This window comes from Marilutibacter spongiae, assembly GCF_014145325.1.
Classification (GTDB): domain Bacteria; phylum Pseudomonadota; class Gammaproteobacteria; order Xanthomonadales; family Xanthomonadaceae; genus Marilutibacter; species Marilutibacter spongiae.
Window position 1 is genome coordinate 63,164 of sequence record NZ_JACHTF010000012.1, and the last position, 12,551, is coordinate 75,714.

The 12,551-nt window shown below is 71.1% G+C and carries 12 protein-coding genes; 6 read left to right on the top strand and 6 right to left on the bottom strand.

What is annotated here, in order from left to right:
- Positions 1–16 precede the first annotated feature (16 nt).
- Complete coding sequence (locus H4F98_RS11730) at positions 17–1,567, top strand: tetratricopeptide repeat protein (protein WP_182687876.1); 1,551 nt, start codon at positions 17–19, stop codon at positions 1,565–1,567.
- A gap of 15 nt (positions 1,568–1,582) precedes the next feature.
- Here H4F98_RS11730 and H4F98_RS11735 read toward each other — a convergent pair whose 3' ends face one another.
- The 4 genes from H4F98_RS11735 to H4F98_RS11750 all read right to left on the bottom strand — a co-directional run bounded on the left by H4F98_RS11735 (position 1,583) and on the right by H4F98_RS11750 (position 6,314).
- Positions 1,583–2,329: a glucose 1-dehydrogenase gene (locus tag H4F98_RS11735; RefSeq protein WP_182687877.1), complete on the bottom strand. Its 747-nt coding sequence runs from the start codon at positions 2,327–2,329 to the stop codon at positions 1,583–1,585.
- Positions 2,330–2,796: 467 nt separating this feature from the next.
- Positions 2,797–4,212 (bottom strand): IgA Peptidase M64, encoded by a 1,416-nt coding sequence (locus H4F98_RS11740; RefSeq protein WP_182687879.1) that lies wholly within the window; start codon positions 4,210–4,212, stop codon positions 2,797–2,799.
- Between the two features lie 63 nt (positions 4,213–4,275).
- A complete protein-coding gene (locus tag H4F98_RS11745; protein ID WP_182687881.1) occupies positions 4,276–5,118 on the bottom strand; it encodes an arylamine N-acetyltransferase family protein in 843 nt (280 codons plus the stop codon).
- Between the two features lie 95 nt (positions 5,119–5,213).
- Positions 5,214–6,314, bottom strand: coding sequence for an MBL fold metallo-hydrolase (locus H4F98_RS11750; RefSeq protein ID WP_220479201.1), 1,101 nt, complete (start codon positions 6,312–6,314; stop codon positions 5,214–5,216).
- Between the two features lie 126 nt (positions 6,315–6,440).
- Here H4F98_RS11750 and H4F98_RS11755 point away from each other — a divergent pair, with 126 nt between their 5' ends.
- Together H4F98_RS11755 and H4F98_RS11760 are read left to right on the top strand one after the other, a co-directional pair.
- Entirely contained in the window at positions 6,441–7,064 is a 624-nt protein-coding gene (locus H4F98_RS11755; RefSeq protein WP_182687885.1) for a TetR/AcrR family transcriptional regulator, read from the top strand.
- A gap of 111 nt (positions 7,065–7,175) precedes the next feature.
- The gene (locus tag H4F98_RS11760) at positions 7,176–7,832 is read left to right on the top strand and encodes a DUF2306 domain-containing protein (protein WP_182687887.1); all 657 of its coding nucleotides are present in this window, start codon (positions 7,176–7,178) and stop codon (positions 7,830–7,832) included.
- Positions 7,833–7,844: 12 nt separating this feature from the next.
- Here the strand turns inward: H4F98_RS11760 and H4F98_RS11765 are convergent, their stop codons facing one another.
- Complete coding sequence (locus tag H4F98_RS11765) at positions 7,845–8,978, bottom strand: helix-turn-helix domain-containing protein (protein ID WP_182687889.1); 1,134 nt, start codon at positions 8,976–8,978, stop codon at positions 7,845–7,847.
- A 284-nt stretch (positions 8,979–9,262) separates the two neighbouring features.
- Between H4F98_RS11765 and H4F98_RS11770 the strand changes: the two genes are divergently transcribed.
- The 3 genes from H4F98_RS11770 to H4F98_RS11780 all read left to right on the top strand — a co-directional run bounded on the left by H4F98_RS11770 (position 9,263) and on the right by H4F98_RS11780 (position 11,159).
- A complete protein-coding gene (locus H4F98_RS11770; protein WP_182687891.1) occupies positions 9,263–9,532 on the top strand; it encodes a hypothetical protein in 270 nt (89 codons plus the stop codon).
- Positions 9,533–9,725: 193 nt separating this feature from the next.
- The gene (locus H4F98_RS11775; RefSeq protein WP_182687893.1) at positions 9,726–10,430 is read left to right on the top strand and encodes a glycosyltransferase; all 705 of its coding nucleotides are present in this window, start codon (positions 9,726–9,728) and stop codon (positions 10,428–10,430) included.
- 87 nt (positions 10,431–10,517) lie between these two features.
- Complete coding sequence (locus tag H4F98_RS11780) at positions 10,518–11,159, top strand: DUF2242 domain-containing protein (protein WP_182687895.1); 642 nt, start codon at positions 10,518–10,520, stop codon at positions 11,157–11,159.
- A gap of 81 nt (positions 11,160–11,240) precedes the next feature.
- Here the strand turns inward: H4F98_RS11780 and H4F98_RS11785 are convergent, their stop codons facing one another.
- Positions 11,241–12,512, bottom strand: a complete 1,272-nt coding sequence (locus H4F98_RS11785) for a winged helix-turn-helix domain-containing protein (RefSeq protein ID WP_182687897.1) — start codon at positions 12,510–12,512, stop codon at positions 11,241–11,243.
- Positions 12,513–12,551: the final 39 nt, after the last annotated feature.

The window sequence follows — 12,551 nt, forward strand, 5'->3', positions numbered from 1 at the left end:
AAGGTGACGTCGACCCATGGATGGCAACCGCCACGCATTCCCGCGCCCCCGCCTGCACACCCTCCTCGCTTTGCTGTTGGTCGCCTGCCTGCCGGCCGCGGCCGGAACCAAGGTCGACAAGGCGTCCACCGATCTCGCCGTGCAATCGCTCTCGCCCGGATCGGCGCTGGAGCAACGCATCGAGCAGGCACGCGCGCTTGCGGGCGCGGACGATGGCGAAGCCGCCGACCTGGCACTGACCGGGATACTCGCCGACCCGGGTTTCGAGGCCCTGCCGGCGGAAACGCGGGGCGCGACGCTGTCGCTCGCATGCTGGACCGCCGCGCGCGAGCAGCGCCTGGAAGACGCGCGTGCGCTGTGCGGGCGCGCGGTCGCCTTCGAGCCCGGCGATCGGTGGGACTGGTACCGGCTCGCCATGCTCGAGTCCCACCTCGAGCAACCCGAAGCCGCCGCACGCCACTTCATCGAACTGGTGCAACGCTGGCCGGAGACGCTGGACGAGATCGAGGAGAGCGACATCCACCGCCTCCGCCTCGCCTTGCCCGCCGATGCGCCCGAACGCCTGGCCCTGGCCCAGGCCCTGTTCGACGCCAACTGGCGAAGCCCCTACGGGGGCGACAGTGCGGTGTGGTACGACCTGGCCCTCGCGCGGGTCGAGCGCGGCGAGCGCGAGCGCGCGCGCCAAGCCCTGCGCCGGGTCAGCAGCCCGAGCGACCTGGTCCGGATACGCAGCGACCGCCGCTTCGATGGCCTGTTCGACCGCAATGCGACCTCGCTCGACGTCGACAACGCCGTCCGGCTGCAGGTCGAGCGCCTGCAGCGCGCGGCCGATGTCGCCCCGGACTCGATCCAGGCGCAGGTCCAGCTCACCTACGGACTGCTGATGACCGGTCGCTACGACGAGACCAACGCGGTCGCCACCCGGGTACTCGATCGCGTGGCGCAGGCGCCCGACGACCGGTTCGACGATGCCGACGAGGCGATCTGGCTGCTCAACAACCGGGCCATGGCCCTGAGCCACCTCGGCCGCGCCGCCGAAGCCGAGGCGGACATGCAACGGGCCAGCGGCATGGACGAAGCAGGCCAGGCGAACGTCAGCCAGCGCCTCAACCTGGGCGACTACTACTGCAGCCTGCAGCGGCCCGACGACGCCGAGCGCGCGATCGACGCGGTGGGCGCAATGAGCGGCTACGGCGAGATGGTCCTTCGCAAGATCCGGCATTGCATCGCCACGCAGCGAGGCGACGCCACGGCCGCGGGCGAGGCCCTGGACTACCTCCGCGAGCACGACGCGGACGCGGTCCAACAGCTGCTGGAAGCGCTGCTGCGGGATGCACGCATCGACGAGGCCGCGGCGCTCGTGCGCCGCCATCTGGCCGACCCGGCCCTGCGCAGCGACATGCTCTGGTGGCTGCAGGGCTACGCCGACGCGCCGGTGCTGCCGGGCAACACCGGTCGCGAGGCAGCGCGCGCGACCCTGCTCGACCGCGACGACGTGCGCGCCGCGGTCGAGGCCGTGGGCCGCATCGAGCGTTACGCGTTCACGCCCTCGCCCGACTTCGGCTGACGCGGGCGTCGCGCTTCAGCGGACGCCGCCTCCGGCATAGAGGTGTTCGCCGGTCAGCCACTTCGCATCGTCGGAGGCCAGGAACACCGCGATCGACGCGATGTCGTCGGGCTGGCCCAGGCGCCCCAGCGGCGTCTGCGCGACCACCTCGGCGGCCATGTCCGAACCGATGATCCCGCCGGCGTGGGTGCCTTCGGTCTCGACCATGCCCGGGTTCAGGGCATTGACGCGGATCCCGCGCGGCCCCAGTTCCCGCGACAGCACGCCGGTGATGGCGTCCACCGCGCCCTTGGTGGCGGTGTAGACGGCACTGCCGGGTGGCACGATCCGGGTGACGACCGAGCCGATGTTGATGATGCTCGCGCCCTCGCCCAGGTGCTTGCCCGCGGCCTGGGTGGTCCACAGCAGGCCGAGCACGTTGACGTCGAACTGGCGGCGGAAATGCGCCTCGTCGATTTCATCGAGCGCGGCGAATTCGTACACGCCGGAGTTGTTGACGAGGATGTCCAGCCGCCCGAAATGCTCGATGGCCGCCGCGACCAGCGCTTCCGCGTCCTCGCGCCTGGAGACGTCGCCGCGCACCGCCACCGCCTGGCCACCGGCCTCGGCGATGCGCGCGACGACGGCGTCAGCGCCGGCCTGGCTGGATGCGTAGTTGACGACGACCGAGGCACCCGCGGCCGCGAGTGCGGACGCGATGCCGGCGCCAATGCCCTTGGAAGCGCCCGTGACGAGGGCGACCTTGCCTTTCAGCTTGCTCATGGAAAATGTCCTGTTCGTGGGGAAGAACGGAGGCCAGGGCCTCCCGGCGGCCACGCCAACGCGCGCCGCTTCCCACGACATGCGAACGCCGCCGCAGGCGCGAAAGTGTCGAAACCGGGAATGAGCATCCCGCCGATGGGCGGGTAGCGCCGCAGGCCGGCAGGCGCCGCAGGGTCGATGGAGCCCAGGTCGACACCCATCCATACACGCCGCGCACGTCGCACCCGCGAGGGGCTTTGCTTCGCGCCCTCCTGCGAGCCTGCGCTGGGTCGGCGACGAAATGGACGCGCCCAGGGATTGCGAAGGCAGGCGGGGTTCCAAGGCAAAGGCAAAGGCAAAGGCTGGATCCCAGCGTTCGCTGGGATGACGCCTTGGGCGTTCCGTCCCTTGCGCATCACCCTCCATCCTCCACGCACCAAGAATCACCCATCACGAACTACGAATCGCCAATCACCCATCACGTCCCGCTAGCGGCTGTACATGTCGATCACCACCTCGATCGCGCCCTGGCAGACCTGGCAGAACGCATCGGTGCGCGTGAACATCAGGCAGTTCAGCTGGGGGCGGTAGTAACCGGTCGCCGAATAGTTGCCACCCTGGAACGCACCCACGGCGTCGCGATGCGCGGCCTGGGCGAACAGCGTCTCGATGTGGCGCTGCTCTTCGTGGAACAGGGCGCTCATCTCCGCCTCGGGCCGGCGCTCCTCGCGCAAGCGCTTGCGGCGCGCCTGGATGCCGCGCTCGTAGTCTTCGTAGGCCTCCTTCGGCCAGGGTGTCGGCACCGGCGTCGCCGGCGTGACCTGCGAGAGCCATTTGACCCGCTCGGGATCGAGCAGCGCGGTCACGTTCGGCTCCCACGGCTCCACGCGCGGGTGGTCGGCCGCACCGTAGGCGACGGGCGAGGTGTAGTACTCGTCGGCGAGCGCGGCGAAGTGGTGGCCGAACTCATGCACGAAGACGTAGTCGCGCCAGTCGTTGCCGGCGGCCACCGTGCTGAACTGGCCGAAGATGCCACCGCCGCCGTAGGTGTCGCCATTGACCATGATCTCGACGAAATCGTATGGCGCGTACTGGGCGAGGTCGCGGAAGGCGCGATTGTCGAGCGTGAGGATGTAGCGCTCGCTGCCGAAGATGTCGTAACGCGCGCCCGTCGCCGACGCGCGGTGGATGCCGGTCGAAGGACGGCTCACGCCGGACTCGGGCACCGGCACGGCCAGCGCCCAGACGTTGAAGTCGGCGGCACGTTCCTTGAACGGGGAGACGCTGAAGAGCGTGTCGGCCAGCTCGCGGGCCCGCGCCTCGAAGGCGTCCATCTCGTCCGCGGTGTAGCCGTCGCCCAACAGCAACAGGTCGACCTTGTCGGCCGGCGCGCCGTTGCGGCGGATCGCGATCGGCATGCCCACCGGCCAGCGGTCGGCCATGGCGGTCGGACCGCGCTCGACGTCGAGCGCGGCGGGATCGATGGTGACCGACCACGACGGCACGAAGCGGTTGTCGCCATCGCGGCCGAAGACGGTCAGCTCCACCGGGGCGTCGGGCATCGGGAAGCGCAGCGATTCCTGGAAACTGCGCTGCATCGCCTTCGCTTCGCCGGTCGTCCGCCATTCGCCGAACACCGTGCTGTAGCCGCGCGAGTACAGGAGCTCACCGGTCGCCGCGTCGGCGACCTCGAACTTCTGGCTGCCGAGGTTGCTGCCGTCGATCGGGTGCGCGGGATTGCCCGGCCAGGGCAACGGCTCCCCGACCACGCGCTCGAGGGCGTAGCGCTCGACGTGCGCATCCCCGGCATGCTGGATGTCGACGCGCAGCGTCGGCGGCGTGGCCCGGACAGGTCCGGCCGCGGATGCGAGGGCAAGGGCGAGAAGCAGGGCGCGAGCGAACATCGGGGTCTCCCGGCAACGTGCGCGGCCATCATCGGCGATGGCCGCGCGCTTGCAAACCCGGGCTCAGGCGACTTCCGCCGCCGCGTCCGCGGCCAGCCGCGCCTGGATGGCGCCGCGCAGGGCCGCGTCGTCGGGCACGCGAAGGCCGAACACTTCGCGCAACGCAGCCACGACCGCATCCGCGTCGGCAAGCAGGCAGCTCGTGCTCGGCTGGCCAAGGCGGTGGTGGGTGAGGCGACCCCCTTGCAGGGTCCTGCGCTCGCCCGGTCCGGTGCGCGCGACGCGCAGCTGGCCGGCGAAGCCTGAGGCCGGATGGGTGGACACGTACCAGTTGGCGACGTCCAGGTCGACCGGCGCCTGCGCCTGGCGGTCGAACACGTAGAGCGGTCGCCATGCCTCGAGCACGCAGGCATCCACGGCCAGGCAGCCGTCGCGTTCGACGACGCGGTAGTCCTCGTGCGGGGTCTGCTGCGGCCTCGGGTCGCCCAGGCGCAGCGGTGCGGTCGGCACCATGCCGCCGAAGCCGACGTCGACCATGTAGTCCACGTCGTCCAGGCGCACTTCGAGCAGCATGTGGCTGCGCGGCGGGGCCGCGTCGTCGCTGCGCCCCATCACCACCCGGGCGGTCAGCGCGCGCGCCTGGAAGCCCAGTCGCTGCAACAAGGCCAGGAACAGGCTGTTGAGTTCGAAGCAGTAGCCGCCGCGCCCCCCGTGCAGCAGCTTGCGCTGAAGCGCGGGCAGGTCGATGGGCACCGGCGCGTGCAGCAGGGTCGCGATCGTCTCGAAGGGAAAGGCCTGGGTATGCCGCAGCTGCAGCGTGCGCAGGGCGTCCAGGGTGGGCGGCGGCGGGGCGGCGAAGCCCAGCCGGGACAGGTAGGCGTCGAGGTCGAGCGGGGCGTCGGGCATGGCGACAGGGCTTCGGGGAGGGCGCCCTAGCCTGCGCCCTCAAGCACGCTTGAGGTCAAGGGCCATTCGCACCGCATCGCCCCGGGCCACGCGCCCTACTCCACCGTGCGCCACCACGCCGTCGTCGGCTGCGGCGCGGCCAGGTCCAGGCGCTCGCCCATGCCCGGGGTGGCCAGGGCGATGCCGCGCGCGGCGCCCAGCGCCGAGATCTGCTCGAAGGGATCCTGCCAGGCATGCATCGCCAGGTCGAAGGTGCCGTTGTGCACCGGCATCAGCCAGCGGCCGCGCAGGTCTTCGTGGGCCTGCACGGTCTGCGCCGGCTGCATGTGCACGTAGGGCCACTGCGGGTCGTACGCGCCGGTCTCGAGCAGGGTCACGTCGAAGGGACCGAAGCGCCGGCCAATCTCGCGGATGCCGTCGAAGTAGCCGGTGTCGCCGCTGAAGAACAGGCGCAGGCCGGGCGCGCCCTCGGGTTCGTCGATGATCGTCCACGAGGCCCAGAGCGTCTTGTTGCCGTCGAACAGGCCGCGGCCGGAGAAGTGCTGGGCGGGCGTGGCGATGATGTGCAGCCCATCCACGCGGGTGCCCTGCCACCAGTCGAACTGGTGCACTTTCGCGGCCGGCACGCCCCAGGCCACGAGCCGGTCGCCGACGCCCAGCGGCGTGAGGAACATGTCGGCGCGCTCGGCCAGGGCCACCACGGTGTCGCGGTCGAGGTGGTCGTAATGGTCGTGGGAGAGGATCACGCCACGCAGCGGCGGCAGGTCCTCCAGTGCGATGGGCGGGGCATGGAAGCGCTTGGGGCCCATCCACTGCACCGGCGAGGCGCGCTCGGCGAACACCGGGTCGGTGATCCAGAACCCGTCGCGCAGCTTCAGCAGCACGGTCGAGTGCCCCAGCCGGAACAGGCTGCGATCGGGCGCGGCGAGCAGCTGCGCGCGCGTCAGCGTCGCCACCGGCACCGGCGCGCGGGGCACGGTGGTGTCGGGCTTGTTGAAGAAGAAGTTCCACATGATGCCCAGCGTCTTGCCCAGTCCCTCGGCCGGGCGCGGCGCCGGATTGCGGAAGCGGCCCTCGGCCGACTGCGGGGAGGCCGGATAGTCGGCGACGGGACGGTTGGTGCGGGCGGCGGACAACAGGCAGGCACTCACGATGAGGACTCCAAGGGTCAGGACGGTCGCGCCGAGGCGACGCAAACGCCGGCGGGCTCGACGGGGGACGGGGGCGGACGGCATGGGGGACGGCGGGCTCGAATGGAAACTACACAGGGCAGTGTAGTTCCGGTATTCGAGAAAGTAAACCGATCGGTGTAAACTAGCCCCATGTCCGCCAAGCCCGCCCCCACGCCCCGCCTGACCGAGCGCAAGCACGCGGCGATCCTGGCCGCGGCGATCGCCGAGTTCCGCGAGTCGGGCTACGAAGCGACCAGCATGGACCGCATCGCGGCCAGCGCCGGCGTCTCCAAGCGCACGGTCTACAACCACTTCGCCAGCAAGGAAGAGCTCTTCGCGCGCATCCTGGAGCAGCTCTGGGCACGGGGTACCGAGGGCGTGGACCTCGCCTACCGGCGCGACCGGCCCCTGCGCGGGCAGTTGCTCGAGCTGGTGAGCCAGAAGCTGCGCCTGCTCGATGATCCCAACTTCACCGACCTGGCGCGCGTCGCCATCGCCGCGGGCGTGCATTCGCCCGAGCGCGCGCGAGAGATGCTGGCGCGGCTGGGCGACCGCGAGGAAGGCCTGACCACCTGGATCCGCGCCGCCGCCGCCGACGGCGCACTGAAGACCGACGACCCCCTCTTCGCGTCGATGCAGTTGCAGGGCCTGGTGAAGGGCTTCGCCTTCTGGCCGCAGATCTCCATGGGCCAGCCGCCGCTCAGCCCCGGCCAGCAGAAGCAGGTCGGCGAGGCCGCGGTGGACATGTTCCTGGCGTACTACGCCCCGCGCTGACCCCGTCCCACGACCGATCCGGGCGAACCGGACGTCCGATCCGGCCGGTCCGGACGACCCCAGGCCCGTCGCACGGGACCCTGCAGGCCCCACCAGGCCAGGACAGGCGCCATGCGACGTTTCATCGGGACAGGTCTCCGCGGTATCGGTTTCACCTTCTTCGCCCTCACCAGCGTGATGGTCGCGGCCTATGCGTTCGCGTTCCTGAAGGTGCTGCCCTACGAACCACAGAACCCCTTCATGGCCAGCTTCGCTGTCCAGGGCCTGGTGGTGCCGATGCATTTCTTCGGGGCCGGGCTGGCGCTGCTGCTGGCCCCCGTCCAGGCCAGCGCCTGGGTCCGTCGCCGCTGGCCGGCCCTGCATCGCACCAGTGGCTGGCTGTATGCCGGCGGCGTCCTGGCCGGTGGCGTGGCCGGGCTGGGCATGGCCTTCCACGCCCAGGGCGGCTGGGCCTCGGGCGCGGGCTTCCTGCTGCTCGCGGTGACCTGGCTGCTGGTGACCGGCAACGGGATCCGCTTCGCCGTGCTGGGCGACATCGCCCGCCATCGGCACTGGATGGTGCACAGCCTGGCGATGACCTTCGGTGCGGTGACCCTGCGGGTGATCCTGTTCGGCGGCACGCTGGTCTTCAAGCTGCCATTGGAGCCGGTCTACATCTTCGCCGCCTGGACCAGTTGGACCTTCAACATGGCCGTGTGCGAACTGTGGCTGCGCTGGCGCCGTCGCGCGATGCCGCTGCAGGCATCCCGGCGCGCGCAGCCGGCCTGAAGCGCCTCCGTGTCAGGCCGCCGCCTGGCGCGCACGCCAGGCGCTTGGCGTGTGGCCGGTCTCGCGCTTGAACGCCGAATTGAACGTCGATTTGGACGTGAAACCGCAGGCGTAGGCGATGTCGAGGATGGTGCGCGTGTCCGACGCGTCCGCCAGGCAGCGGCAGGCCGCGGCGATCCGCTGGCGGTTGATGTAGTCCCAGAACGTGCAGCCGAAACCGCGATTGATCGCCGCCGAGACCAGGTATTCGGGATAGCCGCTTCGCCGGGCGACCTGGGCGATCGTCAGCGCCGGTGCCAGGTACATCGCCTCGTCCTCCATCAGGCCGGCCAGCCGCGCTTGCACCTCGGGCAGGCGCGCGTCCTCGTCCTGGGCCGGCGGGGCCGCCGGTGGATCGGGCGGGACCTCGCGCGGCGCGCCCGGCTCGGCGGTGTCGTCCCCGGCGACCGTCGCCTGCATCAGGCCCAGGTAGCCGAGCACGCAGGCCCAGACGGCCACGGCGCCGTAGATCGTGAAGTATCCGATGCCGGCGGGACGCACGTAGTCGTGGACGACGGCAATGCCCCAGATCAGCACCTGCCCCATCGCCATCGCCATCACCCAGTGCAGCGACACGCGGTCGGCGTCCGAGCGCCGCTCGCGCACCTCGCGGCGGAAGCGGAGCACGCGCCAGACCGCCGCGGCGACATAGCTCAGGCTCCAGGCATAAAGGAACGGGCTGTACCACGGTACCGGCGGCGGAAACGCGCCGGCCAGCCAGGCCTGCATGTTGGCCAGGTTCGTGTCCGGCGCGGCCAACAGCGCCGGCAGGCCCACCGCGAACGCGACGGCGAAGCCGGACAGGTGGACGCCATCGAGCCACGCCAGCCGCCGCGCCGTGGTCAACGTGCGCACGTAGAGATAGAAGAAGCTGCCGTAGAGGAACGGGAAGACCCCGACGAACAACAACACGCGGAACAGGCCCGGCGCCGGCGCGGCAAGGAACGCCGCCTTGACGCCCAGGTCCAACCCCACCAGCCCGAGCCACGCCGCCAGCACGCGGTTCGCCGCCCGGTTCACCGGCCGCCGCCACAAGGCCAGCGCCAGGAGTACCGCCTGCGCACCGCCGATGGCGAAGATCACGACCCAGTGGCCGACCCCTCCCATGTTCGCCCCTCCCGTTCCCATCGCGCCGGATTATGTCAGGCCGCGGCCGCACGCCCCAAGGTGGATCGCGGCGAAGTCGATAGCCACGATCGCTCAAGCCCGCGTCTGACGATGGCTTGGGTGCGCGCAACACACCGCACGGATCACGACTCCCCAATCACGACCCCACCCACCGCCATCGCTCAGGTACACGACCCGCGTTGGCCGCGTTCGGCAAGCCGGCGCGTTGGACCGAATGAGCCCGGTATCCCCCGGAGCTTCTTCGCAGCCGACACGAGGCGCCCATGAACCTGATCTACGCGCGCAGCGCCGCCACGGCCAGCGCCTTCGCCCGCGACGAGGCATTGATGCCCGGCGACTGGAAATGGATCCAGGACGCCGACACCATCCGCCAATACCCGCGCGCGCACATATTCAAGCTGCCCCGCTGGCAGGAGAACCCGCATCGCGAATGGATCGACGCCGCCATGCAGCGCGCGGCCGATGCGCACCGCCTGGGCATGCTGACCGACCTCGAGAAGGGCAACGACACCCTGGGCATATCGGGCGCCTGAGCGCCGCCCCCTCGCCTGACCACTCGTCCCTGGACGGGCATTCCATCTTCCATCGACCCGGCCAGTCGGATACCGGGCACCTTCGTCCCACGTGCCACGCTCCCGCGCGGAACGCTCGCTCGTCGCCGCCGGCCTGAACGGATGCACGGGGCATTCACCCCCGGCCTGCACATCGCCATGCAATGCTGCAGGCATGCTGTCGATCATCATTCCCGCCCACGACGAAGCGGCCCTGATCGGCGCCACGCTGGATGCGCTGGCCGAAGCGACGCGCGCGTTGTCCGTGCAACACGAGGTGATCGTGGTCGACGATGCCTCCAGCGACGCAACCGGCGAGATCGCCGCCGCGCGTGGCGTCCGCGTCCTGCGCGTCGAGCACCGCCAGATCGCCGCCACCCGCAATGCCGGCGCGACGGCCGCGTGCCACGCACGCCTGCTGTTCCTCGATGCCGACACCCTCGTCGACGCCACGGTGCTCGGCGCCGCCATGCAGGCGATGGACCACGGCGCCATCGGCGGTGGTTGCCGCGTGCGCCTCGCCGGCCCGGCGCGCTGGCACGAACGTGCCCTGGCCGGCATCGCCGCCTTCGGCTTCCGCTGGACGGGTATCGCGCCGGGCTGCTTCCTGTTCTGCACCCGCGAGGCCTTCGAAGCCGTCGGCGGCTTCGACCCGCGCTGGTACGCCGGCGAGGACGTGGCGATGAGCCGCGCGCTCGCCACGCAGGGCCGCTTCGTGATCCTTCGCGAATCGGTCCGCACCTCGGACCGCAAGCTGCGCACCTTCTCGCCCGGCGAGCACCTGCGCCTGCTCGGGCGGCTGCTCTTTCGCGGCCGCGGCATCCTGCAGACGCGCGAAGGCCTGGACCTGTGGTACGACAAGCGGCGGGACGGTCGCTGAAGCGCCCCGTGGGCCAGCCGTCGTTCAGCACCCTTGCACCCGCTCGCCGCTAGACTCGCGATTCCGCCCACACCCCCTGCCTATCGCATGCAACGCGCACGCCTGCCTTTCCGCGCCCTGGCCGTCCTGGGACTGGCCACGACGCTGGCCGCCTGCGGGTTCAACCGCAAATCGGAACCGCCGCCGCTGGGCGAGACCTTCGGCGCCGGGGACACGTATTCGCGCACCTACGCCGTGCCCCCGGCCAGTGCCTGCGAGGCCACGCGCCGCGCCCTGCTCGGCCAGGGCTACGTGATTGGCAAGGCCAGCGACGACGCGCTGCAGGCGACCAAGAGCTTCCAGCCCGAATCCGACGTGCACACCCAGCTGAACGTGCGCGCGACCTGCCTGCAGCAACCGGGCGGCGGCGCCATCGTGTTCGTCAATGCCGTCCAGGACCGCTACGTGCTCAACACCTCGGTCAAGTCCGCCAGCGTCGGCGTCAGCATGCTGGGCTCGGTGTCGCTGCCGATCGGCACCAGCGGCGGCGACCTCGTCCGCGTCGCCACCAACACCGTGCAGAACGAAGACTTCTACCGCCGCTTCTTCGAGCGCGTCGCCGCCTTCATTCCCAGCACCGAAGGCCTCGGCCCGGAACCGCCACCGGCCATGTTCGAAACCCTCCCCGACCCGGAGCCGCCGGCGCCCTTGGACCCGCTCGTCGATCCCGACACGCCCGAGCCGCACTGAAGCCACGCCACCTGTAGCCCGTAGCCCGTAGCCCGGACAAGCGCAGCGCATCCGGGGCATCGTGCAGCCGCAAGCGACCCGCTAACGCGCGGTCGCGCGACCGCTGGCATCGACACACGCGGCATCGGTGCGCTGGCGCAGCTCGGTGCACAGTCGCTCGGCCTGCGGGGCATCGCCCGAGGCGCGGAGCACGTCGGCAAGCCCCGACGTCGCGGCAGGATCGAGCGGCGCCTGGCGCAGCACCCGGCGGTACCAGGCCTCGGCGCCGACGCTGTCGCCCCGCGCCTGCAGGCGCGACGCGACCAGCACGCCAAGGGCGGCCTGCCACGGGCGCACCTGTGCGGGATTGTCCGGATAGGCGCGCTCCATCGCCGCATACGCCCGTTCGAACCAGGCATCGGCGCCTGCGCGGCCGGTGATGTCGAGCACGTCGCCGGTGTTGATCATCGCGCCCCAGTTGTCGGGGTCGAGCTCGACCGTGCGCGCGTAGGCGGCCAGCGCGTCGTCGAAGCGGCCCTGTGCACTGGCGACGAAGCCCGCGGCCTTGTGTGCCGCCGCCGAGTCCGGCGCCTGCGCGACCGCACGCTGGGCCAACAACCGCGCACGCTCGACCTGGCCACGCTGCGGCTCGCGGGCAAGATGGCCGTTGGCCAGCGCATCGCCCAGCCGCCTGAATTCGTGTACGTCCGATCCGCTCGCCTGCGGCCAGCGCAGCGCGCGTTGCACGAGCGCGTTCGCCAGGCCGGCCAGTGCGGCGGGATCGTCCGGATGCACGCCGAGCACGCGCTGGTACAACTCGATGGCGGCCTCGTTGTCCGCGCGGGAGAACTGGAAGTAGGCATCGTCGGCACGCGCCAGCAGGGCGTCGCGCTCGCGGCTTTCGACCGGGGTCACCGGGCCGGCGTCCGGGCGCGGGCCCGCTTGCCAGGTCACGGCCACCACGGCGACCGCGCCGAGCACGCCCAGCGCGACGGCCACACTGCGACGACGCGCGCCGTTCCGGGGCAACGCCGCTGCCCCAGCGGGCGCATGCGTTCGATCATGCGGGGCCGAAGACGCCGCCGGCCCGCACCAGCGATAACCACGCTTGGCGATCGTCTCCACGTAGCGCGGCATGCGGGCGTCGTCGCCCAGCGCCTGCCGCAGCTTGGACACCGTGCGGGCCAGGCTGTCGTCGCCCACCACCATGTCGGGCCACAGCGCCTCCATCAGCGCCTCGCGCGGGACCACGTCGCCCGGCCGCCCGGCCAGCAGGAACAGCAGGTCCATGACCTTCGGCTCCAGGCGCTGGGTGCCGGAGGGGCCCGTCAGTTCACCGGACGCGTGCTCCGCGCGCCAGTCGCCGAACTGCATCACCCCGTTGCAAGTCCTTGATTCCAAAGCCGTCACCAC